Origin of the sequence: Limnohabitans sp. Rim8 (assembly GCF_945869175.1) — a bacterium.
Classification (GTDB): domain Bacteria; phylum Pseudomonadota; class Gammaproteobacteria; order Burkholderiales; family Burkholderiaceae_C; genus Limnohabitans_A.
In genome coordinates this window covers 1-26107 of the sequence record NZ_CAMBNZ010000033.1, presented here as the reverse complement: position 1 = coordinate 26107, position 26107 = coordinate 1, and the positions used below count along the sequence as shown (strand labels likewise).

General features: G+C 60.6%; 23 protein-coding genes and 1 pseudogene. 14 read left to right on the top strand and 10 right to left on the bottom strand.

Annotation, left to right across the window (positions count from 1 at the left end; translation table 11 throughout):
* On the bottom strand, nucleotides 1-1117 hold a 1117-nt coding region (locus tag Q0O19_RS06960; protein ID WP_295521282.1), incomplete at its 3' end, for an alkaline phosphatase PhoX.
* Nucleotides 1118-1359: 242 nt separating this feature from the next.
* Here Q0O19_RS06960 and Q0O19_RS06955 point away from each other — a divergent pair.
* Complete coding sequence (locus tag Q0O19_RS06955) at nucleotides 1360-2856, top strand: AMP nucleosidase (RefSeq protein ID WP_295521281.1); 1497 nt, start codon at nucleotides 1360-1362, stop codon at nucleotides 2854-2856.
* 53 nt (nucleotides 2857-2909) lie between these two features.
* The gene (gene gshB / locus Q0O19_RS06950) at nucleotides 2910-3851 is read left to right on the top strand and encodes a glutathione synthase (RefSeq protein ID WP_295521280.1); all 942 of its coding nucleotides are present in this window, start codon (nucleotides 2910-2912) and stop codon (nucleotides 3849-3851) included.
* A gap of 37 nt (nucleotides 3852-3888) precedes the next feature.
* Here the strand turns inward: gshB and Q0O19_RS06945 are convergent, their stop codons facing one another.
* Nucleotides 3889-4653 (bottom strand): class II glutamine amidotransferase, encoded by a 765-nt coding sequence (locus Q0O19_RS06945; RefSeq protein WP_295521279.1) that lies wholly within the window; start codon nucleotides 4651-4653, stop codon nucleotides 3889-3891.
* 10 nt (nucleotides 4654-4663) lie between these two features.
* Nucleotides 4664-6898, bottom strand: coding sequence for a malate synthase G (locus Q0O19_RS06940; protein WP_295521277.1), 2235 nt, complete (start codon nucleotides 6896-6898; stop codon nucleotides 4664-4666).
* Between the two features lie 181 nt (nucleotides 6899-7079).
* Here Q0O19_RS06940 and Q0O19_RS06935 point away from each other — a divergent pair, with 181 nt between their 5' ends.
* The 10 genes from Q0O19_RS06935 to Q0O19_RS06890 all read left to right on the top strand — a co-directional run bounded on the left by Q0O19_RS06935 (nucleotide 7080) and on the right by Q0O19_RS06890 (nucleotide 16978).
* Nucleotides 7080-8006, top strand: coding sequence for a hydroxymethylglutaryl-CoA lyase (locus tag Q0O19_RS06935; protein WP_295521275.1), 927 nt, complete (start codon nucleotides 7080-7082; stop codon nucleotides 8004-8006).
* A gap of 70 nt (nucleotides 8007-8076) precedes the next feature.
* Complete coding sequence (locus Q0O19_RS06930; protein ID WP_295521273.1) at nucleotides 8077-9015, top strand: LysR family transcriptional regulator; 939 nt, start codon at nucleotides 8077-8079, stop codon at nucleotides 9013-9015.
* 11 nt (nucleotides 9016-9026) lie between these two features.
* Nucleotides 9027-10724, top strand: coding sequence for an arginine--tRNA ligase (argS, locus tag Q0O19_RS06925; RefSeq protein ID WP_295521271.1), 1698 nt, complete (start codon nucleotides 9027-9029; stop codon nucleotides 10722-10724).
* Between the two features lie 11 nt (nucleotides 10725-10735).
* On the top strand, nucleotides 10736-11386 hold the full coding sequence (locus Q0O19_RS06920; RefSeq protein ID WP_295521269.1) for an SPOR domain-containing protein: 651 nt from the start codon (nucleotides 10736-10738) through the stop codon (nucleotides 11384-11386).
* Nucleotides 11387-11414: 28 nt separating this feature from the next.
* Complete coding sequence (locus Q0O19_RS06915) at nucleotides 11415-12089, top strand: thiol:disulfide interchange protein DsbA/DsbL (protein WP_295521267.1); 675 nt, start codon at nucleotides 11415-11417, stop codon at nucleotides 12087-12089.
* 143 nt (nucleotides 12090-12232) lie between these two features.
* Nucleotides 12233-12880, top strand: coding sequence for a lipopolysaccharide transport periplasmic protein LptA (gene lptA, locus Q0O19_RS06910; RefSeq protein ID WP_295521265.1), 648 nt, complete (start codon nucleotides 12233-12235; stop codon nucleotides 12878-12880).
* The gene (gene lptB / locus Q0O19_RS06905; protein ID WP_295521264.1) at nucleotides 12877-13635 is read left to right on the top strand and encodes an LPS export ABC transporter ATP-binding protein; all 759 of its coding nucleotides are present in this window, start codon (nucleotides 12877-12879) and stop codon (nucleotides 13633-13635) included. Before lptA ends, lptB begins: the two co-directional genes overlap by 4 nt.
* Nucleotides 13636-13672: 37 nt before the next feature.
* Nucleotides 13673-15214, top strand: a complete 1542-nt coding sequence (locus tag Q0O19_RS06900) for an RNA polymerase factor sigma-54 (RefSeq protein WP_295521262.1) — start codon at nucleotides 13673-13675, stop codon at nucleotides 15212-15214.
* A gap of 10 nt (nucleotides 15215-15224) precedes the next feature.
* Nucleotides 15225-16547, top strand: a complete 1323-nt coding sequence (locus Q0O19_RS06895) for a THUMP domain-containing protein (protein WP_295521260.1) — start codon at nucleotides 15225-15227, stop codon at nucleotides 16545-16547.
* Nucleotides 16544-16978, top strand: coding sequence for a putative toxin-antitoxin system toxin component, PIN family (locus Q0O19_RS06890; protein WP_295521258.1), 435 nt, complete (start codon nucleotides 16544-16546; stop codon nucleotides 16976-16978). The genes Q0O19_RS06895 and Q0O19_RS06890 overlap by 4 nt, the downstream gene beginning before the upstream one ends.
* Nucleotides 16979-17011: 33 nt before the next feature.
* Here the strand turns inward: Q0O19_RS06890 and Q0O19_RS06885 are convergent, their stop codons facing one another.
* Nucleotides 17012-18073 carry a DUF4325 domain-containing protein gene (locus Q0O19_RS06885; protein WP_295521256.1) on the bottom strand — a complete coding sequence of 354 codons (1062 nt, stop codon included), beginning with the start codon at nucleotides 18071-18073 and terminating at the stop codon, nucleotides 17012-17014.
* 172 nt (nucleotides 18074-18245) lie between these two features.
* On the opposite strand from Q0O19_RS06885, the gene Q0O19_RS06880 reads away from it, so the two are divergent.
* A complete protein-coding gene (locus Q0O19_RS06880; protein WP_295521254.1) occupies nucleotides 18246-19022 on the top strand; it encodes a UPF0149 family protein in 777 nt (258 codons plus the stop codon).
* Here Q0O19_RS06880 and Q0O19_RS06875 read toward each other — a convergent pair whose 3' ends face one another.
* The 6 genes from Q0O19_RS06875 to Q0O19_RS06850 form a co-directional block, all read right to left on the bottom strand.
* A complete protein-coding gene (locus Q0O19_RS06875; RefSeq protein WP_295521253.1) occupies nucleotides 19023-19994 on the bottom strand; it encodes an alpha/beta hydrolase in 972 nt (323 codons plus the stop codon).
* A gap of 1 nt (nucleotide 19995) precedes the next feature.
* Nucleotides 19996-20949: a tripartite tricarboxylate transporter substrate binding protein gene (locus tag Q0O19_RS06870; protein ID WP_295521284.1), complete on the bottom strand. Its 954-nt coding sequence runs from the start codon at nucleotides 20947-20949 to the stop codon at nucleotides 19996-19998.
* A 142-nt stretch (nucleotides 20950-21091) separates the two neighbouring features.
* Nucleotides 21092-22630, bottom strand: a complete 1539-nt coding sequence (locus Q0O19_RS06865) for an AMP-binding protein (protein WP_295521251.1) — start codon at nucleotides 22628-22630, stop codon at nucleotides 21092-21094.
* A complete protein-coding gene (locus Q0O19_RS06860; RefSeq protein WP_295521283.1) occupies nucleotides 22630-23874 on the bottom strand; it encodes an acyl-CoA dehydrogenase family protein in 1245 nt (414 codons plus the stop codon). Before Q0O19_RS06860 ends, Q0O19_RS06865 begins: the two co-directional genes overlap by 1 nt.
* Nucleotides 23875-23906: 32 nt before the next feature.
* Complete coding sequence (locus tag Q0O19_RS06855; protein WP_295521249.1) at nucleotides 23907-24746, bottom strand: alpha/beta hydrolase; 840 nt, start codon at nucleotides 24744-24746, stop codon at nucleotides 23907-23909.
* A complete protein-coding gene (locus tag Q0O19_RS06850) occupies nucleotides 24743-25828 on the bottom strand; it encodes a peptidase M29 (RefSeq protein ID WP_295521247.1) in 1086 nt (361 codons plus the stop codon). Before Q0O19_RS06850 ends, Q0O19_RS06855 begins: the two co-directional genes overlap by 4 nt.
* A 95-nt stretch (nucleotides 25829-25923) precedes the next feature.
* Here Q0O19_RS06850 and Q0O19_RS06845 point away from each other — a divergent pair.
* A pseudogene (locus tag Q0O19_RS06845) lies at nucleotides 25924-26107 on the top strand (flavin reductase); the annotation flags it as partial.

Below are 26107 nucleotides of genomic sequence, written 5' to 3'. Positions count from 1 at the left end.
AGCCAAAGGTTTGTGGCTCGTTGCGGAAGTCTGCGGCTGCAGTCGCACCCGAAGCGGACACGTTCCAACGGGCGAATCTGGCGGTGGGGTCTGCGCCGGTCACGGTGTGCCAGCCTTGTGTGCGCGAAGTGGTGGCCGTGGCGGAAGTGGCGGTGTCCTGAACGCCGTAACGCTTGCGAGAAGCGATCAACTTAGCGTCAGTGGGTACAGTGGAGCCGGCAGGCATGGTGAAGTAAGTGGCCCAGTTCTCTTCGCAAGTGATCAGGGTGCCCCAAGGGGTGATGCCAGTACCGCAGTTGTTCAAGGTGCCACGCACTGTGGTTCCAGTGGGATCAAACTTGGTGACCATCATGGCTTTCAAATTGGCCAATTCAGCAGCAGGCCCAGTCACCGTCATGACGGTTTCAGGCGTGATTCTGCGGTTCAAGGACGATGTCGGGTTGTAGCCGGTGGGCTTGCCGTTCGCGTCCAAGTTCACTTCCACCAGAGTGACGCCGTGCATCAAGATTTCTTTGATGGCTTCGGAAGCAGGACGTGCGCCCAAGGTCCATTGGCCAAACTGATCGAATTTTTTGCCGATGGCAGCGCCTGACGTTTGGCCTGTTGGGTGAAAGAAGTGCGCTTCTGCAGAACTTTCATTGTTGACGGCCAGCACGGCCTTGTCGCCGGATGCATAGCTGTAGCTGCCTTTGGATTTGCCGTTGGAGCCGATGTAAAAAATCTCTGTGCCGTCGTGCTGGTCACCCACGCGGTTGGCCCAGCTTTCGGCGTCATCGGTGCCGGCATTGGAATAGGCAAGAACGCCAGTCTTCATGGTGTCGCCAGTGGCGTGCAAAATTTTGGCGGTGTAGCCTGCAGGAACCCAAACTTGGTCGGCCAAGCTCTTGGCGACCGGCGTGAATTTCATCAAGGTGCTGCTGGCAAGGGCTGGCAAGGCATTGCTCGCTGTCGTGGAGCCGCCGCAACCTGGCAGCATGGGCAAAGCAAACATGGACGCCAAGCCCAAACCGCCGCGCAAAATAGAACGGCGTGAAGGGTTGCTCAGGGCTTTGTCGAGAACTTCTTGGAAGTGCTCATTGTTGGATGTGTTGTCGATGGGGTCGAAAGAATGAGACATGAAAAGGTTGCTCCAAGTTGGGGATTTTTGAATTTATAGAGCGGATGTTTCATTTATGTGACGGTTAAATTGGCCGGACAAACGTCAGGGGATTTCAATGAATCTCCAGTGTTGGCACTCGTTAATTCTTTTGAATGAATCTCCCTGACCGTTTGGATGCCTGCCGTCTTCATTTCACTGCGAGCCAGGCAGTTGCAAACTCTTGGAGTTGCACACCCAATCAGCGCGGGCACAATCCATCCATGAAAACCCCCATCCCCTTCATCGCCCCAGAAATCTTCGACACCGCCGAATCCGCTTTGGCCCGCGTGCAAGCCATTTACGAGCAAAGCGTGACGCATTTGCGCCAAGCGATGCAAAGCTACGTGGCCGGAGATGACCTGCAAGACCGGGTGCGCGCTTGTTACCCTTATGTCCGCATCGAGACTGCCACCGACTGGATGCCTGCGCACGACGCCGATCAAGAGCCCTTGAGCTACGGTTTTGTGGCCAGTGCTGGTCAATACGCCGCCACCCTGACACGGCCGGAGTTGTTTGCGGGCTACTTGCTGGCCCAGTTTGACCTGCTGATCCGCAACCACGGCGTTCGCCTGGAAGTGGGGACCAGCAAAGACCCGATGCCGGTGCATTTCTCATTTGCAGAAAACGAGCACATGGAAGGCGAAATGACGGCCGCGCGCCGCAACCGTTTGCGCGATGTGTTTGACCTGCCCGATCTGACGGCGATGGACGACAGCATCGCCAACGGCACTTGGCACGGGGCCCATGGCCAGCCCCAACCACTGTCGCTGTTCACCGGGGCACGCACCGATTACTCGCTGCACCGCTTGCGCCATTACAGCGGCACCAACCCGTCTCATTTTCAGAACTACGTGCTGTTCACGAATTACCAGTTCTACATTGACGAGTTCATTGCACTGGGGCATGCCGAAATGGCCAAACCGGGCAGCCCTTATACGGCTTTTGTAGAGCCTGGCAATGTGGTCACCCGCCGCGCAGGTTCACCCGCGCAGGCAGGCGATGCTCTGGGTGCTGCCCCTCCACGCTTGCCGCAAATGCCTGCTTACCACTTGGTGCGCGAAGGTCACAGTGGCATCACCATGGTCAACATTGGTGTGGGCCCGGCCAATGCCAAAACCATCACCGACCACATCGCCGTGCTGCGTCCGCATGCTTGGTTGATGGTGGGCCACTGCGCGGGCCTGCGCACCACCCAGCAGCTGGGCGACTACGTGCTGGCGCACGCCTATGTGCGAGAAGACCATGTGCTCGACGAAGAGCTGCCGCTGTGGGTGCCGATCCCGGCGCTGGCCGAAATTCAAGTGGCGCTAGAACGTGCAGTTTCAGAGGTCACGGGAAGCCAAGGGGCTGAACTCAAACGCCTCATGCGCACCGGCACGGTGGCCAGCACCGACAACCGAAACTGGGAGCTGCTGCCCGACAACACCCCCCAACGGCGCTTCAGCCAAAGCCGTGCCGTAGCGCTGGACATGGAAAGCGCCACCATTGCCGCCAACGGTTTTCGCTTTCGGGTGCCGTATGGCACCTTGCTGTGCGTGAGCGACAAACCCTTGCACGGCGAGATCAAGTTGCCTGGGATGGCCAACCACTTCTACCGGGAGCGGGTCAACCAACACCTGCAAATTGGCATCCGAGCGCTCGAATTGCTGCGCGCTGCTGGCCCGGCGCAGTTGCACAGCCGAAAGCTGCGCAGCTTTGCCGAGGTCGCTTTCCAGTAACGCGACCCATCTCACCCTCCTCACCGAAGGCCCTGCCCTCCTACAATGTGCCCATGAAAACTCTCTTCATTGCCGACCCTCTCGAGTCCTTCAAGATCTACAAGGACACCACGTTTTCGATGATGCGCGAGGCGCAAAAGCGCGGCCACCAGGTGGTGGCCTGCGAGATGACCGATGTGCGTTGGCAGCAAGGCGAAGCCGTTTCAGCACAAGTGCGCGACATCACGCTCACGGGGCAGCCTGATGCCTGGTTCACCCAAACTGCTTCAAACCGTGCGGCGTTGAAAGACTTTGACGCGGTCATCATGCGCACCGATCCGCCGTTTGACAGCGAATACTTTTACGCCACCCACCTGCTGAGCCAAGCCGAGCGCGAAGGGGCCAAGGTGTTCAACAGCCCAGCCGCCTTGCGCAACCACCCCGAAAAGCTGGTCATTCTGGAGTTTCCGCAGTTCATCGCGCCCACATTGGTCACGCGCAACGAAGCCGACATCCGTGCTTTCCATGCCTCGCATGGCACCATCATCTTGAAACCGCTGGACGGCATGGGCGGCATGGGCATTTTCAAAGTGGGCGCTGACGGCCTGAATCTGGGCGCCATCATCGAGACCCTGAACCAAGGCGGTGCACAAACCGTGATGGTGCAAAAGTTCCTGCCCGGCATCGCGCAAGGCGACAAGCGGGTGCTGTTGATTGGCGGCAAGCCCGTGCCGTTTTGCCTGGCACGCATTCCGCAAGGCGGTGAAGTACGCGGCAACTTGGCTGCAGGTGGCAAGGGCGTGGCGCAACCGATTTCGATGCGTGACCGCGAAATCGCAGAAGCCTTGGGCCCGATCCTGTTCGCACGCGGCCTGATGCTGGTGGGCCTGGACATCATCGGCGACAGCCTGACCGAGATCAACGTGACCAGCCCGACTTGCTTTCAGGAAATCACCGACCAGATGGGCTGCGATGTGGCGGCGCTGTTCATGGAGGCGGTGGAATCGGCGCTTTGAAAACCATGCAACGGAGCAAGCGTTCAAGCAACGCAGGCTAAGGCATCAAATCACCGGCTTCAAAGGTGTACAAGCGACCTGGATCAAAAGCCACCCAAGCCTCATCGGTGGTCAAAGGGGCGGTCACCACCACGGCCACCCGGTCCCTCTCATGGGTGTGGTCGGCGAAATTCACGCTCAAATCGTTGTCGCTCAAGGTCGCTTGTGTGAACGGGTGTCTGCGCAGCACGTAATGCAATCCGGTGCTGGCGTGCGCCCACAGTGCTTGCCCATTGGAGAGCAAGAAATTGAAGGTGCCAAAGCGGGCGATTTGCGGCACCAGCTCACGCAAAGTCAAAGACAACTCATGCACGCTGGGCACACTGGCGTGCGACTTGGCCAGCTCTTGCATGAGCCAACAAAAGGCACGTTCACTGTCGGTCTGTCCCACCGGTTTGAAGCTGCCGTGCAGCCTGGGCGCGTAATCCAGCAAGTTGCCGTTGTGCGCAAAAACCCAGTAACGACCCCACAATTCCCGCACAAAAGGGTGGCAGTTTTCCAGACTCACCTCACCCTGCGTGGCTTTGCGGATGTGGGCAATGACGTTCTGGCTTTGAATGGGGTAGCGGCGAATCAGATCGGCAATTGGCGAAGTACTGGCACTTTGGTGGTCCACAAAGTGGCGAACGCCCTGCCCTTCAAAAAAAGCAATGCCCCAGCCATCGCCGTGGTGGTCGGTGATGCCACCACGCTGCGCAAAACCGCTGAAGCTGAAGGTGACATCGGTCGGGGTGTTGCAATTCATGCCGAGCAGTTGGCACATGGTCGCTGCTTTAAGCCCCTGCCTTGACCTTCAGACGCCAAGCGTGCAGCAGTGGCTCGGTGTAACCACTGGGTTGAGCCTTGCCCTTGAAAACCAAATCGCAAGCGGCTTTGTAGGCAGCCGATGTCGCGAAATGTCCCGCCATGGGCTGGTAAGCCACATCGCCCGCGTTCTGCGCATCGACCACGGCAGCCATGCGCTCCATGGTGGCCTTGACTTGCGCCTCGGTCACCACGCCGTGGTGCAACCAGTTGGCCATGTGCTGGCTGGAAATGCGCAGCGTGGCGCGGTCTTCCATCAGGCCCACGCCGTTGATGTCGGGCACCTTGGAGCAACCCACACCCTGGTCAATCCAACGCACCACATAGCCCAAAATGCCTTGGGCGTTGTTGTCGAGTTCCTTTTGCTTGTCATCTTCAGACCAGTTGGCGGCGTCTGGGGCCACCACCGGGAACTGCAGCAACTGGTTCAAGGTGTCGTCGCGCAGCGCCTTGGCGTCTTGCTTGGCCAACGCCTTTTCCATTTGCTTTTGCAGTGCAGGTACGTCCACCTGGTGGTAGTGCATGGCGTGCAGTGTCGCGGCGGTAGGGCTGGGCACCCAGGCGGTGTTGGCACCGGCCAGGGGGTGACCGATTTTGGCTTTCAGCATGTCGGCCATCAGGTCGGGCATGGCCCACATGCCTTTGCCGATCTGGGCGCGACCACGCAGACCGCAGGCCAAGCCCACGTTGACGTTGTTTTTCTCGTAGGCAGCCAGCCAAATGCTGTTCTTGATGTCGCCCTTGCGCATGACGGGACCGGCGAACATGCAAGTGTGCATTTCGTCACCGGTGCGGTCCAGGAAGCCGGTGTTGATGAAGGCCACGCGGCTCTTGGCTGAGGCGATACAGGCTTTGAGGTTGGCGCTGGTGCGACGCTCTTCGTCCATGATGCCCAACTTGACGGTGGAGGGCTTCATGCCGATGACCTTTTCGACGCGGCCAAACAACTCGTCTGCAAAAGCCACTTCTTTGGGGCCGTGCATTTTGGGCTTGACAATGTAGACGCTGCCGGTGCGGCTGTTGCGCAGCGGGTGCGACGACTTTTTCTTCAGGTCCACCAGAGCGCAGGTCACGGTGACCATGGCGTCCAAGATGCCCTCTGGGATTTCTTGCGTGCTGCCGTCGGCAGCGGTCCAGGTGATGGCCGGGTTGGTCATCAAGTGGCCCACGTTGCGCACGAACATGAGCGAGCGACCGTGCAGCTTCACTGAGCCCTTGCCTGCGGGCTTGGTGTACTCGCGATCACCGTTCATGGTGCGGGTGAAGGTCTTGCCGCCTTTGTGCACTTGTTCGCTCAAGGTGCCTTGCAAAATGCCCAACCAATTGGCGTAGGCCAAAACTTTGTCTTCGGCGTCCACCGCGGCCACCGAGTCCTCCAGGTCCAGGATGGTGGACAAGGCGCTTTCTGCCACCAGGTCCGAAACACCGGCCGGATCGGTTTTGCCAATGGGTGTGGTGGCGTTGATTTGCAGGTCCAGGTGGATGCCGTTGTGCACGAACAGCACCGAAGCAGGGGTCTTGGCATCACCGGTGTAGCCCACAAACTGTTTGGCATGGGCCAGCGTGCTGGTCTTGCCGTCGGCGAGCGTCACCACCAGTTGGCCCGCTTTCACGGCGTAGCCCTTGCTGCCCACATGCGAGCCCTTTTTGAGGGGCGCACAGCGGTCAAGCACATGGCGGCAGTAGTCAATGACTTTGGCACCGCGCTGAGGGTTGTAGCCCGTGCCTTTTTCACAACCATCGGCCTCGCTGATGGCATCGGTGCCGTAAAGCGCATCGTACAAGGAGCCCCAGCGTGCATTGGCCGCATTCAGGGCGTAACGGGCGTTCAGGATGGGCACCACCAATTGAGGGCCAGCGAGCTTGGCCAGTTCGGCATCCACGTTGGCGGTGGTGGCCTGAGCGTTTTTGGGCTCGGGCACCAAGTAACCGATCTGGCTCAGGTATTTGCGGTAGTCCTTCATGGCCTTGCCTTGACCGACCGGGCCAGGGTGGTCACTGTGCCATTGGTCCATGGCCGTCTGGATGCGGTCACGTTCGGCCAGCAGGGCCATGTTTTTGGGGGCCAAATCGGTGACGATGTCGCTGAACCCTCTCCAAAATTTAGCGGGGTCCACGCCGGTGGCGGGGAGCATGTGTTCGTTGATGAAACTCAGCAGGGGGTTGGCCACTTGCAGGTTATGGATCGCGGTGCGTGCAGTCATGGATGCCTCGACAAGATGTTGGATAACAAGAAAGCGGTGATGAAATCGGGCCTTCAGTGAAAACTGTGGAACTGATTTGGGCGTGAATGGACTTTATTCTAAGTTTGCATGTGGATAAAGAGGCATCAAAGCCATAAACCCATGACTTTTTTGCACAAATCAAGTGTTGTTTAATCCTGTGATGACAAGCATTCACGCCCCTGAGGTCCTGATCAGCGAAGTCGGCCCGCGCGATGGCCTGCAGTCGGTCAAGGCCACCATGCCCACCGCCGACAAGCTGCGCTGGATCGATGCCTTGGCCGCCGCAGGCTTGCGCGAAATCGAAGTGGCCTCGTTCGTGCCCGCCAAACTGCTGCCTCAAATGGCCGACGCCGATCGGGTGGTGCAACACGCTTTGCGCCACACTGGGGTAAGGGTGATGGCCCTGGTGCCCAACCTGCGTGGGGCTCAGGCAGCGCTCATGGCGGGGGCACAAAAGCTCACCCTGCCCGTGTCGGCCAGCGCAGCGCATTCGATGGCGAATGTGCGCAAAACACCTGAAGCCATGGTCGAGGAAGTCAAGGCCGTTTTGCGATTGCGCGACGAGATGGCCCCGGGCGTTCCGGTCGAGATCGGCATGTCCACCGCCTTTGGCTGTACCTTGCAAGGCAGTGTCCCAGAAGACGATGTGCTGCGTCTGGCGGTGTGGCTGGCACAGGCCGGTGTGGACGAGATTGGCCTGTCGGACACCACCGGCATGGGCAACCCTGCGCAAGTGCGCCGATTGTTCAAGCGGATGTTTCAAGAAATCGGATCCCTCACGGGCTCAGCCCACATGCACAACACCCGAGGCTTGGGCCTGGCCAACTGCCTGGCCGCTCACGAAGTGGGCGTGCGCACTTTTGACAGCTCGCTCGGTGGCCTGGGCGGCTGCCCCTACGCCCCAGGCGCATCGGGCAATGTGGTCACGGAAGACCTGGTCTTCATGCTGGAAGCCATGGGGGTGTCCACAGGGATCGATTGGTCCCTGCTCATGGCCGCACGCGAGTCCTTGCGCACCGGACTGCCAGGCGAGCCCCTGTATGGCATGACGCCCGAAGTGGGCCTGCCCAAAGGCTGGAGCATTTAATTACACTTTCCCAGCCAATCAAACGGTCCACACCCCCGATTGGAAACTTCAGACCGCATAATCTTGCGGCATGGACAAGTTCAAAGCCTTCGAAACCTTTGTCGCGGTTGCCACCAAAGGCAGCCTCACCGCTGCGGCCCGGGCTGAGGGCGTGGCCCCGGCCATCATCGGCCGCCGGCTCGATGCGCTGGAGGAAAGCTTGGGCGTGAAGCTGCTGGTGCGCACCACACGGCGCATCACCCTCACGCACGAGGGCAGTGCATTTTTAGAGGATTGCCAACGCCTGCTGTCGGATATGGCCAACGCCGAGGCCAGCGTGTCCGCGGGCGGCGTCAAAGCCAGCGGGCATTTGCGCATCACCGCCCCTGCCGGCTTTGGACGCCGTCATGTGGCACCGCTGGTGCCGCGCTTTCGCGAACTGCACCCAGATGTGACGATTTCTCTGAATTTGAGCGACCGTGTGGTGGACTTGGCCGCCGAAGGATTGGACTGCGCCGTGCGCGTGGGCGACTTGCCCGACTCCTCCTTGGTCAGCGTGCGCTTGGCCGACAACCGCCGCTTGTGCGTCGCCACCCCCTCTTATCTGGCCCAACGCGGCACTCCGCTTCAACCCGCCGATCTGTTGCATCACGACTGCCTGACTTTGTCGAGCGACGCCTCACAAACCCGGGGCTGGGCTTTTCGCAGCCCCAACGAAAGCGGCCACGAGGTGATGCACCTGCGCCCAGGCGGACCGCTCGACTGCTCGGATGGGCAAGTCTTGCACGATTGGTGCCTGGCCGGTTACGGCATCGCCTGGCGCAGCACATGGGAGGTGGAGCAAGAAATCCAATCTGGCCAGTTGGTGGCTGTGCTGGAAGACTTTGCCGCGCCACCCAACGGGATTTTTGTGGTCTTCCCGCAGCGCAAGCATTTGCCCTTGCGGGTCAGGCTGTGGATGGACTGCCTCAAGCACCATTACGCACAACCAGGTTACTGGCAGAAAGCCGGTCATGGGCCCAAGCCGTAAAATCGCCCCCTATGCTTTCTGCCAAACAACATTTGCTCTCGGCCCTGGCCCAAGAACTCGACAAACTCCAGGCGGGCGCCAGCAGCCGTGCCGCCTTTGAATCGCCCAAAGTGGCCGCTCATGGTGACTTGGCCTGCACCGCCGCAATGCAGCTGGCCAAAGCGCTGAAACAAAACCCCCGTCAGCTGGGCGAAGCCCTGCGCGAAGCCTTGTTGGCCACCCCCGCATTTCAGCGATGGGTCGATGCCATCGAACTCGCAGGCCCGGGCTTCATCAACATCCGGCTCAAAGACGCGGCCAAACAGGCCGTGGTGCATGAAGTGCTGCAAGCCGGTCCTGCCTTTGGCCACCAACCGGGCCAAGCCAACAAAGTGCTGGTGGAATTCGTGTCGGCCAACCCCACAGGGCCCTTGCACGTCGGTCACGGCCGCCAAGCCGCTTTGGGCGACGCCATTTGCAATTTGCTGGCCACGCAAGGCCAACAGGTCTACCGCGAGTTCTATTACAACGATGCGGGTGTGCAAATCGGCACCCTGGCCAAAAGCACCCACATGCGCGCCCTGGGTGTCAAGCCCGGCGACGAGGGTTGGCCGATCGATCCCGAAAACCCCGACAGCAAAGCGTTTTACAACGGCGACTACATCCAAGACATCGCAAACGACTTCTTGGCCCAAAAGACCGTCAAGTCCGATGACCGCGAGTTCACCGCCAGCGGCGATGTGAACGACGTGGACGGCATGCGCCAGTTCGCCGTGGCTTATTTGCGCCACGAACAAGACCTGGACCTCCAAGCCTTTGACGTCCGCTTTGACAACTATTATTTAGAGTCAAGCTTGTACACCAGTGGCAAGGTCGATGCGGCCGTGCAAAAACTCCGTGAGGCAGGCAAAACCTACGAGCAAGACGGCGCGCTGTGGCTCAAGTCCACCGATTACGGTGACGACAAGGACCGCGTCATGCGCAAGGGCGACGGCACCTACACTTACTTTGTGCCCGATGTGGCCTACCACATTGCCAAGTGGGAGCGCGGTTTTTCCCGCGTGGTGAACATCCAGGGCACCGACCACCACGGCACCATCGCCCGTGTGCGCGCAGGCTTGCAGGCCGCCAACGTCGGCATCCCCGAAGGCTACCCCGACTACGTGCTACACACCATGGTGCGCGTCATGCGCGCAGGCGTTGAGGTGAAAATTTCCAAACGGGCGGGCAGCTACGTCACGCTGCGCGACCTGATCGAGTGGACCAACAAAGACGCGGTGCGCTTCTTTTTGCTGTCCCGCAAACCCGATACCGAATACATCTTCGATATCGACTTGGCCTTGGCCCAAAACAACGACAACCCGGTGTATTACGTCCAATACGCCCACGCACGCATTTGCTCGGTGCTGGCCGCATGGGGAGGGGATGCGACCGCTCTGGCCCAAGTCGATCTGTCTGCGCTGCAAAGCCTGCAGGCCCACGCCCTCATGCTGGCCTTGGCCAAGTACCCCGAGATGCTGACATCGGCAGCCACCGACTTTGCGCCGCACGATGTGACATTTTACCTGCGCGATTTGGCCTCGCTGTACCACAGTTACTACGATGCCGAGCGCATTTTGGTCGACGACGAGGCGGTCAAACAAGCCCGCTTGGCCTTGGTGGCCGCTACTGCGCAGGTGCTGCGCAACGGCCTGAAAGTGCTGGGTGTGTCTGCCCCACAAAAAATGTAAAAGGACGGGTCATGCCACACCACAGCCAACGCGGCGGTACTTTTCTGGGCTTCATCATCGGATTGGTCATCGGCCTGGGCGTGGCTTTGGCCGTGGCCGTCTATGTGACCAAAGTGCCCACGCCGTTTTCCAACAAAAACCAGCCACGCACCAACGACCAAAACGTTCAGGAAACCGAGAAAAACAAGGACTGGAATCCCAACAGCATGTTCCAGCCCAAGCCGCCTGCAGAAGCCCCAGCGGCGCCTGCTGCATCTACAACGGAGGCGGCCAAAGACAAAACCCCCACAGGGGATGTTGGAAAAACCGCAGCCGATGCCCCCAAATCCGAACCACGCCCTGCCGTCACCGCTGACCCGCTGGGTGACTTGGCCAAGTCCAAATCTGGACTGTCCACGCCTGCAGCCAACGACAATGCGGCCGATCCGTTTGACTATGTGATCCAAGTCGGGGCCTACCGAACCCTGGCCGACGCCGATGCCCAGAAAGCCAAACTCGCCTTAATGGGCTTGGACGCCAAGGTTTCTGAGCGCGACCAAGCCGGCCGCACGGTGTATCGCGTACGCTTGGGGCCGTTCACAGACAAAACCGCCGCTGAACGCATCCGCACCCGCCTCGAAGGCAGTGGCTTTGACAACACCTTGGTGCGTGTCCAACGCTGAAGACGCACCGCCGATGAGAAAGACCGACATGAAACGCCGTTTGTTTTCAACCTTTGCATTGACCGTCAGCGCTGGATGGAGCGCTTCTGTGGCTTGGGCTCAAGCCGCTTTGTTCAAGTCCGGCAAGGACTTTTTGACCCTGGACCGCCCAGTGGCCACCGAGTCAGGCACCGGAAAAATCGAGCTGATCGAGTTCTTTTGGTACAGCTGCCCCCATTGCAATATGTTTGAGCCCAGCTTTGCCCAGTGGGTCAAAAATGCGCCCAAAGACGTGGTCGTGCGTCGCGTGCCCGTGTCATTCCGTGATGACTTTGCCCCACAACAGCGTTTGTTTTTCACGATCGAGGCCATGAATTTGATGGAATCGCTGCACCCCAAGGTGTTTGCCGCCATCCATGTGGAAAAACTGATGCTGAACACCGACGCCAGCGTGCTGGCATGGGCCGAGAAGCAAGGCGTGGACAAAGTCAAGTTCAACGAGGTGTACAAGTCGTTTGGCGTGGCCAGCAAACTCAAGCGGGCTGTGCAACTGCAAAACGACTTCAAGGTCGAAGGCGTGCCCTCCTTGGGCGTGGCTGGCCGTTTTTACATCGATGGCAGCTTGGCCGGCAGCATGGACCGGGCCCTGAAAGTGGCCGAATCCCTGATCGCTCAGACGCGCACAAGCTCGGCGCCGACCGCCTCGGCCAAAAAACAAAGCTGAAACGCGCCTTCTGACTGGCGCGGCCAGATGCAGCCCGATCAAGTACAGACTTGACCGGGCTTTTTTTTACGCACCATCCGCTGGCAAAAGGTCGATCGGGCCACGCTTGCGCCTACAATCAATTCCATCAAACAGCAAGATTCATGCCCTCAATAAATCTATTCCGCACCATCGGCCTCCTCGCCTCAGGGCTGGGCTTGTTGGGCTTGCCTGCTTGGGCAGAAAAAGCCGACCGAGACAAGCCGATGGTGATTGAGGCGGATGCCATGCGCCATGACGAAAACAAACTGCTCACCCAATTCACTGGGCAAGTGGTGGCGCTCAAGGGCACCATGGTGCTGCGCGGCGCACGCATGGAAGTTCAGCAAGACAAAAATGGCCAGCAAGTGGCACACATCTGGGCCGCCCCCAATGAACGCGTTTTCTTTCGCCAAAAACGCGAAGGCTTGGACGAATTCACCGAAGGTGAAGGCGAAATGGCGATTTACGACAGCCAAGCCGATATGTTGACCTTGGTCAAGCGGGCGGAAGTGCGGATTTTGCGCGGCACGGTTTTGGCAGATCAGATCACAGGCGAAAAAATCGTCTTCAACAACGCCACCGAAGTGATGACCGTGGACCGGCCTGTCCAAGGCGCCAAAGCCACAGACCCGCGAGATCAACGGGTGCGGGCGGTGCTGACCCCCCGAAAAACCATCCCCGCCACTGTGCCGCCTGCACAGCAGCCGTCCACCCCACCCCTTCCGGCTTTGAGGGCCAGTCCAGCCGCTGCAGAAGGCAAAAAACCATGACCGAACCCGTCATCGGCAGCAGCTTGGTGGCGAACCACCTAAAAAAAGCTTATGGCAGCCGCAAGGTGGTGCACGATGTCTCTGTACAAGTCGAAAAAGGCGCAGTGGTGGGCCTGCTCGGCCCCAACGGTGCAGGCAAAACCACCTCGTTTTACATGATCGTCGGCTTGGTGCGCGGCGATGGTGGGCAGATCTTGATCGACGGACAAGACGTCACGCGCATGCCCATCCACAAGCGTTCGCGCATGGGTTTATCGTATCTGCCACAAGAAGCCTCCATTTTTCGCAAGCTCACGGTGGCGCAAAATGTGCGCGCCATTTTGGAGCTGCAAACCGATGCACAGGGCAAGGCCTTGTCGGCGGTGGACATCGAAAAACGCCTGAGCGAACTGCTGGCCGATCTGCGTGTCGAACACCTGCGAGATTCGCCCGCCATGGCCTTGTCAGGCGGTGAGCGCCGCCGCGTGGAAATTGCCCGGGCGCTGGCCACCGATCCGCGCTTCATCTTGTTGGACGAGCCGTTTGCCGGCATTGACCCGATCGCCGTGATCGAGATCCAACGCATCATTGCTTTTTTGAAGCAGCGAGGCATTGGCGTGCTGATCACCGACCACAACGTGCGCGAAACGCTGGGTATTTGCGACCACGCTTACATCATCAGCGAAGGCCGCGTGCTGGCCGAAGGAACACCCGACGACATCGTGGCCAATGCCGAGGTACGCAGGGTGTACCTGGGCGAACACTTCCGAATGTGATGCACGCGCGCCACGTCCCCGCCATGAAAGTACAGCCATGAAGCCCGGTCTGTCGCTTCGGATGTCCCAGCACCTGGCGCTCACGCCCCAGTTGCAACAATCCATCCGCCTGCTGCAACTGTCCACTTTGGAGTTGTCGCAAGAAGTCGATCAGATGCTGGACGACAACCCATTTTTGGAACGCAGCGAAGAAGAAGCTGCCTCAGAAGCGTTTGGGCTGGAACAAACCGACACCCCTATGAGCTTGGGCGACCGCGTCAGCGAAAGCGCCAGCACCTCCAGCAGCAGCGAAGACAATGCCAGCGAAAGCAGCGATGAAGCCTTGACCGATGTGGCCGAGAGTTGGGACGGCGACGGCAGCGTGGACATGCGCCCCGATGACAGCGAATGGGGGGGAGACGCGGTCCCACGTCAAAACAATGGCGAGGAAACCGCCGACGCCATCGACCTGGCCCGCAGCAGCGGCTCATTGACTGACTTTTTACACCGCCAAGCGCTGTCGCTGAGGCTGTCCGAAGTGGACAGCGCCGCGCTGCGCTTTTTGATCGAGTCGCTCAACGACGACGGCTACCTGACCGATACCCTGCCCGAGCTGGCTGCCAGTTTGGCGGGCAGCGACGATTACGAGGAGCTCGACGAACTGGTGCACCGCTTCACCGTGGCACTGGGTTTGCTGCAGTCGCTCGAACCTGTGGGTGTGGGTGCCCGTGACCTGGCCGAGTGCCTGCGCATCCAGATCAAAGCCTGGCTCAAAGACGATCCCGATGACGAGGTGGCCCAAGCCGCGCTGGCCGTTTGCGCCCAGCCTTTGGAGATGTTGGCCAAGCGCGACTTCAAGCGCCTGGCCGTGTCCTGCGGCCTGGATGAAGCGCTGGTCAAAACGGCCATCCCCTTCATCGCCCGGCTCGAGCCCAAGCCCGGTCGCCCCTTTGTGCAGGCTGAGCAAAACATCATCATTCCCGACGTGTTGGTGATCAACACCAGCAAAACCGCCACGCCCAAATTCCGAATTCAGCTCAACCCGGATGTGATGCCCAAACTGCGTGTGCACGACATTTATGCCAACGCCCTGCGCGGCAGCAAAGGCTCGTCGCACGCGGGCTTGCAGCAACGGCTGCAAGAAGCGCGTTGGTTCATCAAGAACATCCAGCAGCGCTTTGACACCATCTTGCGTGTGTCCACCGCCATTGTGGAACGCCAAAAGAACTTCCTCACACACGGTGAGCTGGCCATGCGCCCGCTGGTGCTGCGCGAGATCGCTGACGAACTGGGCATGCACGAGTCCACCATCAGCCGGGTGACCACGGCCAAATACATGTCCACGCCACAAGGCACCTTCGAGCTGAAGTTTTTCTTTGGCTCGGGCCTGGGCACCGACAGCGGCAGCGCTGCATCGAGTACCGCCGTGCGGGCGCTCATCAAACAGTTTGTGGCCGCTGAAAAACCCGCCAAACCGCTGTCGGACAACCAGATCTCCGAAATGCTGAAAGAGCAAGGCATCGACTGCGCCCGCCGCACGGTGGCCAAATACCGCGAAGCCCTGAAGATCGCCCCTGCGAACCTGCGCAAAACTCTTTGAGAACATTTGAGTGAATTCATTGAACCTGTTCATGCCTTGCGCCGCGGGCGTCGAGGGCTTTTTGGCCGACGAGGTACACGCCATCACAGGGCTCACAGGCCATGACCTGATGACGGGCCGCGGCGGCGTGATGGCCCGGGCCTCTTGGCGCGATGCGATGCGCATCAATCTGTACAGCCGCCTGACGCAACGCGTGCTGGTACAACTGTCGGTGACCGATTACCGCAACGAGAACGACCTGTACCGTGCCGCCAGTGAAGTGGCCTGGGAAATCTGGTTCACGCCCAAGCAAACCTTCAAAATCGACATCACCGCCCAGCACAGTCCGCTGACCAGCCTGAACTTTGCAGCCCTCAAGATCAAAGACGCCGTGGCCGACCGCTTTCGCGCCAAGCGCGGCGAGCGCCCCAGCGTCGACACCAGCTGGCCCGATGTGCGCATCTATGCCCACCTCACACCCGAAACACTCACGCTGTACATCGACACCTCGGGCGAGCCCCTGTTCAAGCGCGGTTGGCGCACCGACAAGGGCGACGCACCCCTGAAGGAAACGCTGGCCGCCGCCATGATCGCCGCCAGTGGATGGGATCGCACGGTGCCTTTGTACGACCCCTGCTGCGGCAGCGGCACCCTTCCGATCGAAGCGGCGCAAATCGCCTGTGGCATCGCGCCCGGTTTGCAGCGGCGCTTTGGTTTTGAAAAGCTCCTGCCCTTCCAGAACCACGTCTGGCAAGGCCTGGTCGAAGAAGCCCGCAACCAAGAACACGAACCCACCGCGCCCATCTTTGGCAGCGATGTGGCTTTTCGCATGGTCGACTTTGCCGAGCGCAATGCCGAGCGTGCGGGCGTCTCGGGCGTGATCGAGTTCCGGGGTGGTGACGCGCTGCAGCGCATGCCACCCAGCGAGACACCCGGCGTCATGCTGCTCAACCCGCCTTATGGCGAGCGCATTGCCGCAGCCGGTGTGGCGGGGCGTGGGCGAGAGAACTTCCAGCCCGGGGCTTTGGCCGATGCGCGCTCAAGCGCACGCGCTGCGGATCAAAGCCACCACCGCGAAACCGCCCAAACCCAAGACGGCGACGACAGCGTCGACTTTTTTGCCCAGCTGGCCAGCCATTGGAAGAAGAACTACAGCGGCTGGAGCGCCTGGATGCTCACGCCCGACCTGAAATTGCCCAGCAAGATGCGCCTGAAAGAATCACGCCGCGTGCCCATGTGGAACGGCCCCATTGAATGCCGCCTGTTCCGCTTTGACATGGTCAAAGGCAGCTTGAAGCGCAACGCACCCCCCGGCGCCGACACACCGGGGGCTGAAGAAACTCCTGCGCCATGAGTGCTGGCCCGGATGCACAAGCCCCAACCCGGCGCGTGCTGGACACCAACATCGTGCTCGACCTCTGGGTGTTTGACGAACCCCGGTCCGAAACGCTTCGCCTGAGCCTTGAGCGCGGCGGCACACAATGGCTGGCCACCGCCGCCATGCGCGAAGAGCTGGCCCGTGTGCTGGCTTACCCACAAATTGCCAAGCGCCTCACCGCCCGAGCCCTGCCCGCTGATGCCGTACTGGCCCACTTTGACCGCCTTGTGCAACTCCAGCCCGATGCACCCAAAGCCCCATACGTCTGCAAAGATTCCGACGACCAAAAGTTCATCGACCTGGCGGTCGCCCACACGGCTGCCCTGCACACCAAAGACGCGCAAGTGCTGTGCATGAAAAAACGCCTGGAGCGCTGTGGCGTGGCGCTGAACCCGGTCATACCCTGAACCCTTGACCAGTCTGCCCCTCAGGACCACACATCAAACCTTTTCGCCGCCAAACAAGCTCACCAGCTTGGCTACCTCTGGGCTCATGCCCATGGTCTTGAGGCGGATGTGCGGGTGTGCCGTGGCAAAGACGCGGAACACCTCGTCCACGAAGGCCTGGCCCACATGGACCACGCTCTCAAAATCGAGAATCACAGTCTTGAACTGGGTGGCGCGGTTCATCACCCATTTGGCTTGGGAACGAGACACCAACTCGCTGCTCAATTGGGCCAAGCGCACCGGAATTTCAGTGGTGTGAAAAGCCTCGCCGGGCTCGGCATCACCCACATTGCTCGACTCAAAATACTTGAAGTACACATCATTGCCCGTGCGGGTGCTGTCCAACGCAATGGCCATGCGCACCATCGTTTGCGCCTGTGCGGGTTTAAGCTGCGCATTGATGTCAATCCAGTCAAAAACCGGCAGCGGGGCGCTGGCTTCATGCGGGTCGAAACGCAAACCACTCGACTCAATGGCAAAGCCATCCATCATGCGCGACGACACAAAAATGCCCATGCCGGAGTGACCTATTGGCGCAGTGGTGTACTTGCCTTTGGCCAACTCCAGAATGGCCAAACGCGGATCGAATAAATCCGCCGCTTTGGCGATCTTGCGAAAAATCCCCTCGCCGTCATCACATACCAACATTTGCAATTGCCCGCTCTGCACATGCATGCCCATGACCACATGCTGGCCATTGGAGTGGTCCAAAGCGTTGTTCAGCATTTCCGTGAAGGCGGTGTAAGCCAGGTTTTTGACGTTGGCCGGCAAGTCTGCCATCAAAGCCGCCAAATGCTGCTCCCACACCACCATCTCGCCACCGCGTTGCACGATCGGGTCTAGGGGCTCAACGCGCAACCAAAACCGCTTGTCGCCCAAGCTGTAGGTTTGCCGCGTGCCCGTGCCGTGGCGCTGCAAGTAACCTGTATCAGCCAGCTTCTTGATTCGCCTCGAAACCGCCACCCGCGTCAAACCCGTTTGCTCGGTCGCTGCACTGGCCATGGGCCCGCCTTGGGCTGCACACCCCAGGATGATTGCATCGTTGATGTCCAACATTTGTATCGCGACTTGGTATTTAGATCGTGTTTATTGTATATATTTTGTTATTTTATTGTTGCGCTCAAATTTCAATGACGGAACATTCAGTCGGCAACCGCATGTCACCGTCTGTGATCACGGCCTCGGCCTGTCCCCTCCTACAATCCTCAACTGATGACAGGAACACCGCATGAACACGACCGCTGGCTTGGAAGCCGAAGACTTTGACACCCTGGACAACATCCTGGACGACCTGCGTGAGCGCTTTGAAGAAACGCCGCAGTGGGAGTTTTGCGAGGGCTTCATGGCGGCGCTGGTGTGCTGCCGCCGCGCCATTCCCGAGGGTGAATGGGTGCCAATGCTGCTGGGCATTGACCCCACTGAACCTGAGGGTGGCCGATTTGCCGACGAGACCCAGCGCCAGCAGTTCATGGCTTTGTGGCAGCGCCGTTTTGACGAAATCCAGCTCGCGCTCGACACCCCGGTGGAAGCACTGGACGACGACAAAGCCTACGCCCCGGAGGTGATGGACGTGCGTGGCGCGATCGCCTCGCTGCCCCCCGAAGAACGCGAAGAAATCGACGACAGCGAGATCCCGTCTTTTGCGCAGGTGTGGGCGTTGGGCTTCATGTTCGCCGTCGAGAACTGGCCTGACGAATGGGCCACACCCAAGGACAAAGACGCCGCCAAATGGTACGACCTGTCGCTCGAAGCCGTGGTGGCACTGACCGAAGACGACAGCGATGTGCCCACCTTGTCGGCCCTGTCGGAAGACGGCCCGCTCAGCGTGAGCGAAAACCGCCTGAACGCCTACGGCGAAGCGCTGTGGGCGGTGTACGACCTGCGAGAAATCTGGCGCAACATCGGCCCGCGTGTGGCCCAAGTCATCAAGACCGCCACGCCCGGGCGCAACGATGTTTGCAGCTGTGGCAGCGGGAAAAAATACAAGAAGTGCTGCGGGGCCTGATCAGGCCAAGAAATCGCGCAAGGCCTGCGCGGTCTGCTCGGGCAGTTCTTCTGGAATGAAGTGGCCCGATGGCATGACCTGGCCACTGACTTGGCCAGAACATTGCGCTTGCCAGAGCTCAACCGGTTTGAACATGCGGTTGACCACACCCCGTTCGCCCCACAGCACGAAGGTGTCACAGGCGATCTTCTCGCCGCGCTCGCGGCTTTCCCGGTCGTGCTGCAGGTCGATGCCCGTGCTGGCGCGGTAGTCTTCTGCCGCGCTGTGGATGGCCGCTGACCACCCCTTGTTGTTCAGGGTCGGGTTACAAAAGGCACGCTCGTATTCGGCCAGGGCTTCGGGCTCGATGTAAGCCAGCCCTTGACTGCCCCAGCCGCCCAGCTTGGCGTGCAGATAGGCTTTGGGGTTGCCACCGACCATGAGCTCGGGCAGCGGCGCTGGCTGCGTCAAATGGAACCAGTGGTAATACGCTTGCGCAAAGGCGAAATAAGGGTCTGCCACCGGGCCGGTAACTGCCGGCGTTTTGCCCCAATGCCCGCTGTACATGTCGAGTGTGGGCGCGATGTCGATGACACACAGTTTCTTGACCCGCGTCGAATGGTCCAGCGTCAACCGATGTGCCACCCGGCCACCCCGGTCATGGCCACACAAGAAAAAGTCGTCCACGCCCAAGGCATCCAGCAGGCCCACCACCTCTTGCGCCATGGCGCGCTTGCTGTAGTGCGCGTGCTCGGCATCGCCCACGGCGTGCGACGAATCGCCATAACCCCGAAGGTCGGGCATGACGATGCGGTAGCGACCCCGCAATTTTTGCGCGACGCGCTGCCACATGACGTGGGTTTGCGGAAAGCCGTGCAGCAGAACCAGCACGGGCAAATGCCCTTGCCCTGCCCAATCGGCCGATCGCCGAAAGCACACCGGCAAGCCTGCCACCGAAAGCGTTTGCTGCTCGAAACTGTCAAACCAAGGCATGTCAGTCGACCTTGGCACCCGAGGCTTTGACCACCTCGGCCCACTTTTTGTGCTCGGCGTCAATCAAGGCCGCAAATTGTGCGGGCGTATTGCCGCTCGGAATCGCGCCCAGCGTGGCCAAGCGCTCTTTCAAAGCGGGCGTGGCCAGTGCCTTGGCGACTTCTTGCTGGATGCGGTTGACCACATCAACCGGGGTGCCTGCGGGGGCCAGCAAACCAAACCAGCTGCTGGCTTCAAAACCTTTGAGCCCAGCAGCCTCTTCCACGGTGGGCAGCTCAGGCATGGCTGCCGAACGCTGTGCACTGGTCACGGCCAAGGCTTTGAGTTTGCCGCCCTTGATCAATGGAATGGACGAAGGCAGGTTGTCAAACATCACGTCCATGTTGCCACCCGACAAATCCAGCAAGGCCGGGCCAGAACCCCGGTAAGGAATGTGGGCCATAAAAATCCCGGTCTGGGACTTGAACAACTCACCCGCCAAATGGATCGAGGTGCCGTTGCCGCTGGAAGCCATGTTCAGCTTGCCGGGGTTGGCTTTGGCATATTTGATGAAATCATTGACGTTGTTGATTTTGTTCGCTGCCGCTTTTTCGGCGTTGACCACCATCACGTTGGGCACACCCGCGACGAGCGTGATGGGCGCGAAATCTTTGAAGGGGTCATAGGGCAGCTTGGCGTACAGGGCACGGTTGATGCCGTGTGTGCCCACAGTGCCCATGAGCAGGGTGTGGCCGTCACCCGCTGACTTGGCCACGATTTCAGCGCCCAGGTTACCCCCCGCGCCGCCTTTGTTCTCGATGACGAATTGCTGGCCAAAGGCTTTGCCCAATTCCGGCGCAATCGCCCGGGCCAAGATGTCGGTGGTGCCGCCAGGCGCAAAAGGCACCACGATCTTGACCGGTTTGTTGGGCCATGCGGTTTGGGCCCACGCTGTGGGTGCCAGCGACAACAACATCGCAGCGGCCAAGCCCAGAATGGGACGGCGTTTGAATGGGCGGGACATTGGGACCATGCGTATCTCCTTGATTTTATGCATCAAATGATGATGCCATGCAGGGCCGAAAACCCTGTCGCTCAAGCGAAGAAAGTCGCTGTTTTTAAGGGTTTGTCCCGGTCAAAAGAGCCTGCAAGGCGGGCTTTTGTACTTTGCCCAAGGCGCTCTTGGGCAGACTGTCCAGAAAGACCACGCGGCGCGGCAACTTGAAGCGGGCAATGCGGCTTTGCAGATGTTGCAACACGTCTTCAGCCGTCAGGCTTTGTCCTGCTGCGTCCAGCGCAAGCACCAGCACCGCCACGGGCACTTCGCCCCAGCGCGCATCGGTCACGGCGACCACCGCACTCTCGGCCACGCCGGGCAAGGTGACGAGCTGGTTTTCGATTTCAGCGGGGTAGATGTTCTCGCCGCCCGAAATGATCATGTCCTTGCTGCGGCCCACGATGGTGATGCATCCGTCTTCGGCCCGTTGACCCAGATCACCGGAGTGGAACCAACCGTTTTGCAGGCCGCAGTTGGGCTCGCCGTCGGCAAGCCAATAACCGCGCATCAGGTTGGTGGCGCGTATGCAGACCTCGCCAGTCTCACCAGGGCCGACGTCTTGACCTTGCGTGTCAATCAGTCGAACCTGAGCCTCGGGATGTGGCCAGCCCGAGGCGCCCACTCGGGCCATGGCATTCGGCAGGCGCAGCACGATGGATACAGGGCCGGTTTCTGTCGTTCCGTAAACCTGGCCCACCGGCACACCCCGTGCGTGCAGTGCTTCGAGGTACGCCACGGGCACGGTAGATGATCCCGTCATGATGCCGCGCAGGCAGGCCAGCGGTGTGTTGACCCATCGCGGGTGTTCAAACAGGGCGCGCATGGTCGCGGGCACCAAAAGCGACAGCGTGGGGCGACTCGTGTTCATTTCATCGAGCCAAGCCGACGGGTCAAAGCGCGGATGCAAGACCACCTCCACCCCCGCCAGCAAGGCAGGCAGGGTCTGGATGCACAAGCCCCCCACATGGAACATCGGCAAGGTGGAAAGCACTTTGTCGCCGGACACGAAGTCGTGGGCCCATGCGCTGGCCCGGGCGTTGGCCAGCAGCGCCGCTTGCGTGTGCACCGCACCCTTGGGCACACCCGTGGTGCCTGAGGTGTAGACCAGCAGCAAAGGTCGCTCGCTGTGCACATCGGGCAGCGACAGGTTGCGTGGCGATGCCTGGGTGATCAAGCTGTCGTGGTGGATGTGCCGGAGGCCTTCCGCGTTCAGCGCCTGCGCTGAGTTGGCATGTGGGGTGTCGTACACCAGCAGGCGCGGCTGCGCATCGCTCATGACCTGCTGCAACTCGGGCACCGCCAGGCGAAAGTTCAGGGGCAAGAAGACCGCACCCAAGCGGGCGCACGCCACCAGCGTGACCAATTGCAGTTCGTGGTTGAGGCCCAACCATGCCACGCGGTCGCCGCTCTGCACGCCCCAGGTGGACTGCAGGTGTGCGGTGACGCGCTGCACCCGGCGCCAGAACTTGGCGAAGTCATACGCCAAGGTGCTGCCGGGTTTGCACTCTTCTCCCCGAAAGGTCATGGCCGGTTGTGCACCGTGCTCCTGCGCCAGCTGCGCAAAACGCGCCGCCAGAAGGCTGGTTTCCTTGCCGGTCATCACTCGTCTTTTTCGCCAGCTTCGTACAGCGCTTCGCGGCCAATGCGGTCCAGGCACAACTCGGCCGTCCAGGGCAGCATGAGCGAGCCGCAGCGCGCATCGCGGTACAGGCGCTCCAGCGGCAAGCTTTTGAGCATGGACTGGCCACCGCAGGTGCGGATCGCCAAGCGGGCCATGTCTTGGGCGTTTTCCATGATGGTGTACTGCGCGGCATAGGCGCGAAGGCGGGTGGACTTGGCTGGATCCACCTTGGCGTCTTCAATCGCACGCAAAAACAGGTTTCGGGTTTGTTCGAGCTTGATGAACATCTCGGCCAAGGCGATTTGCTTGGTCGCGAACTGGCGGCGCTTGACGGGGCCCGTGCCCGCAATCTCGCCACGCAGGTAGGCGACGGTGAAGTCATACGCCGCTTGGGCGATCCCCATGTAAGTGGGCGAGAGCGTCATGAACATGTGCGGCCAGCGGCTGGCGGCTTGGAAGTACAGGCCCTGCGGCATCAGCGCCGCATCGTCGGGCACGAACACGTCTTTGAAAACAAGATTGCGTGACACCGTGGCGCGCATGCCCAGCGGGTCCCAGTCGCCTTCGATGGTAAGGCCTGGCGCGGTGCGGGGTATGGCCAGGTACAAGGTGTCGCGGCGCGACAGGTCGACATCGGGCTTCTTCTCCGTGCACAGCACGCCAAAGTAATCGGCCGCGTCCGACAACGAGGCAAAAATCTTCTTGCCGTTGACCTTCCAACCGCCCTCCACCTTGACCGCCAGGGTGCCAAAGGGTTGCGCCCCTGAGGCCGCAGCGCCGCCTTCAGAAAACGGTTGGGCGTAGATCGCGCCGTCTTTCACCACACGGGCAAAGTGCGTGGCTTGGTGCTGGCGGTGGGTGGCGCGCTGCTCGGGCGTCATCTCCAGGTCTTCGGACAGCAAGCCGCTCCACAGCATGGTGCAGACATGCATGTTGAAAGTCAGCGCCGTGGCGCCGCAGTAGCGCCCGATCTCGGCCGAGACCATCGCATACGTCGCGTAGTCGGCACCGTGGCCGCCATGCGCCTCAGGCACACACAGCGCCAGCAGACCCGCCTCGCGCATGTCGTCGTAGTTGGCAAACGGGAACTGGGCGTCGCGGTCGAGCTGCGCTGCACGCGGAGCAAACTTCTCGCGGCCCAATTGCCGGGCCAGCGCCATCAGCTTTTGCTGTTTTTCGGTCAAGGGGTAGTCGTCACCACAAATCGGCATGACGGTGGGCATGGCTTTCGTCATGGTCTTGTTTGGCACATCGGTCATCCAAATCTCCACAAAAAAGGCAGCAGTGTTTGGGCAAAGCTGTCGGGTTGCTCAAACGTCAGCAAATGGCCCACGCCCGGCAGGCACAGGTATCGCGCATCAGGAATTTTCTCGGCCATGCGTTGCACCACCGAGGGCGCGGCAGTACGGTCGTGTTCGGCCGCAATGCACAGCGTGGGCACGGTGATCGTGGGCAGGGCGCTGCGCTGCTCAAACTGCACCAGCGCGCTGAGCGCCGCCTTGTAAGCGGCTGGGGTGATCGATCCCATGCAGGCTTTGGCCTGCGCCAGACCCGGGCCGTCAAAGCCCGGGGCCACCATGCTTGGCACCAGGGTATCGGCCACATCGGCCATGCTTTGGCCTGCTTCCAATGGGGCCAGGCGCTGGGCGATGAACGCTTTTTGAAAATCGCCGCTGCCTTGGCCAAAGCCCGGACTGCTGGCGGCCAGCACCAAGCCTGCCACGCGTTCGGGGTGGCGCGCCCACATTTGCAAGGCCACCATGCCGCCCAGACTGTGGCCCACCAAGACCGCCTGCTGCAAACCCTGTGCGTCCATCAGCGCGGCCAGCGCATCGGCCAAACCGTCAAATGTGCAAGGCTCGATCATCGGGCTGTCGCCGTAGCCCGGCATGTCCCAGGCCACACTGGCGTAGCCCGCTTGGGCGCAGGCTTGCTGGATGGGCGCCCACGCACTGGCACGCCCGCCAATGCCGTGCAAAAAAACCAATGTGGGTTTTGTAGGAGCCGCGCCCTCGCGGCGATCAGCCGAAATTTTCGCGATGGGGGCGTCGCTCCCACAAGCGGGCACGGCCACGCAAGACATCAGCGTGCTCATGCCAGCGCCGCGCTCACGACCTGACCGGCATCCACCACCACGGTGTCGTCGAGCCGAATGGTGCAGCCACGCATGGGCAAATCGAAATGGCCCAGCGTGTGGCGGCCTGCCACTTCGTTGGCCCCGGTCGAATACAAAAAGTTGCCCGCAAAGGCCCGCAGCTCGGTGCCGTTGCAATCGCGCTTGTCGTAAAACGCCATGGCGTCCCAGCGTGCAGCCGGGTTCAAGCCAAAGCCCACATGCGAGACGGCGTAGCAGGCGCGGTGGCCCTCCAAGTCTTCCCAAGCTTTGTAGTAACCGCGCATCATGTCCACATCCACACCCTGCCCGTCGATGGCGACCACGCTGTCGTTCTCGATGGTCAGGCGAATCGTGTCGCGCAAATAGCTTTTGAAGGTCAGGTTCACATCACCCGGCGCCATGACCAGCGTGCCGTTGACGCTGCCCGCAGGCGGAAACGCCAGCGCCAAGCCCGCAGGCCAGTGCGACACCATGCCGGGCTTGGGGCAGAACCCCCAGACACCGCCCACTACGGCTTGTTTGTCGCCCTGTTTCAGGTTCACGCGCAGGTCGGTGCCTGCGGCAGACGTCACATGCATCTGCTGCGCGGCGCGAAGCTTTTTCATGGCCGCGCGCACCACGCCTTCGATCGCTGGATCGGGCACGGTGCGTTCCAAAATTTCGGGGTGCTCGTTCGACACCATCAACAAGCGCGGCATGTGCCCGTCCACGCCCTTCATGATGGTGGGCAGTTCGGGGGCGTGCAGCAGGCCCTCGACGGTGCAGTCCACCACCATGTCGGCGCGGGCCAGCGCGGCCACCACCGGGCCCAGCTGACCAATGGCGTCGCTGGCGCCGGTGGAGCGCACCGGCGCGGGTGCGGTCAGCGGGGGCGTGGTCAAAGTGACCTCGAACACACGGGCCCCCATGGCCTCCAGCGCCAGGCGGGCCAAGTCCACGTTGACCCGGCGTGATTGGGTTTCGGCCAAAATCGCCACCACCTCACCTGGCTGCACCTTGCACAGCGTGAAGGTGCGGGTAAACGCCGCGAGCCACCTGTTTTCGATTCGTTCCACCAGCATGCTTGTCTCCTTGGCCTGCAGTGCTGAACGGCTCACCTGCAGACATGAACGATCAGTTTATATGAAAATTCATGCAATTCAACTATGATCAACCTATGTACCCAGCCCCCCCATTTCACATCAAAGCGCTGAGCCCAGACTTTGAAACGAAGCATTTCAAGCAAGCCCTGTCGCGCTTTGCCACGGGAGTGACCGTCATCACCACGTTCGCGCCAGGTGCACGCAAAGGTGATTCGGCCAGCAGCAGCTTTGTGGGCATCACGGCCAGTTCATTCAACT

What these genes read in the sequence shown, in the direction of transcription:
- Q0O19_RS06955 (WP_295521281.1), top strand. Translation starts at nt 1,360, where the DNA reads ATGAAAACCCCCATCCCCTTCATCGCCCCAGAAATCTTCGACACCGCC.
- gshB (WP_295521280.1), top strand. Translation starts at nt 2,910, where the DNA reads ATGAAAACTCTCTTCATTGCCGACCCTCTCGAGTCCTTCAAGATCTAC.
- Q0O19_RS06945 (WP_295521279.1), bottom strand. Translation starts at nt 4,653, where the DNA reads ATGTGCCAACTGCTCGGCATGAATTGCAACACCCCGACCGATGTCACC.
- Q0O19_RS06940 (WP_295521277.1), bottom strand. Translation starts at nt 6,898, where the DNA reads ATGACTGCACGCACCGCGATCCATAACCTGCAAGTGGCCAACCCCCTG.
- Q0O19_RS06935 (WP_295521275.1), top strand. Translation starts at nt 7,080, where the DNA reads ATGACAAGCATTCACGCCCCTGAGGTCCTGATCAGCGAAGTCGGCCCG.
- Q0O19_RS06930 (WP_295521273.1), top strand. Translation starts at nt 8,077, where the DNA reads ATGGACAAGTTCAAAGCCTTCGAAACCTTTGTCGCGGTTGCCACCAAA.
- argS (WP_295521271.1), top strand. Translation starts at nt 9,027, where the DNA reads ATGCTTTCTGCCAAACAACATTTGCTCTCGGCCCTGGCCCAAGAACTC.
- Q0O19_RS06920 (WP_295521269.1), top strand. Translation starts at nt 10,736, where the DNA reads ATGCCACACCACAGCCAACGCGGCGGTACTTTTCTGGGCTTCATCATC.
- Q0O19_RS06915 (WP_295521267.1), top strand. Translation starts at nt 11,415, where the DNA reads ATGAAACGCCGTTTGTTTTCAACCTTTGCATTGACCGTCAGCGCTGGA.
- lptA (WP_295521265.1), top strand. Translation starts at nt 12,233, where the DNA reads ATGCCCTCAATAAATCTATTCCGCACCATCGGCCTCCTCGCCTCAGGG.
- lptB (WP_295521264.1), top strand. Translation starts at nt 12,877, where the DNA reads ATGACCGAACCCGTCATCGGCAGCAGCTTGGTGGCGAACCACCTAAAA.
- Q0O19_RS06900 (WP_295521262.1), top strand. Translation starts at nt 13,673, where the DNA reads ATGAAGCCCGGTCTGTCGCTTCGGATGTCCCAGCACCTGGCGCTCACG.
- Q0O19_RS06890 (WP_295521258.1), top strand. Translation starts at nt 16,544, where the DNA reads ATGAGTGCTGGCCCGGATGCACAAGCCCCAACCCGGCGCGTGCTGGAC.
- Q0O19_RS06885 (WP_295521256.1), bottom strand. Translation starts at nt 18,073, where the DNA reads ATGTTGGACATCAACGATGCAATCATCCTGGGGTGTGCAGCCCAAGGC.
- Q0O19_RS06880 (WP_295521254.1), top strand. Translation starts at nt 18,246, where the DNA reads ATGAACACGACCGCTGGCTTGGAAGCCGAAGACTTTGACACCCTGGAC.
- Q0O19_RS06875 (WP_295521253.1), bottom strand. Translation starts at nt 19,994, where the DNA reads ATGCCTTGGTTTGACAGTTTCGAGCAGCAAACGCTTTCGGTGGCAGGC.
- Q0O19_RS06870 (WP_295521284.1), bottom strand. Translation starts at nt 20,949, where the DNA reads ATGTTGTTGTCGCTGGCACCCACAGCGTGGGCCCAAACCGCATGGCCC.
- Q0O19_RS06865 (WP_295521251.1), bottom strand. Translation starts at nt 22,630, where the DNA reads ATGACCGGCAAGGAAACCAGCCTTCTGGCGGCGCGTTTTGCGCAGCTG.
- Q0O19_RS06860 (WP_295521283.1), bottom strand. Translation starts at nt 23,874, where the DNA reads ATGCCCACCGTCATGCCGATTTGTGGTGACGACTACCCCTTGACCGAA.
- Q0O19_RS06855 (WP_295521249.1), bottom strand. Translation starts at nt 24,746, where the DNA reads ATGAGCACGCTGATGTCTTGCGTGGCCGTGCCCGCTTGTGGGAGCGAC.
- Q0O19_RS06850 (WP_295521247.1), bottom strand. Translation starts at nt 25,828, where the DNA reads ATGCTGGTGGAACGAATCGAAAACAGGTGGCTCGCGGCGTTTACCCGC.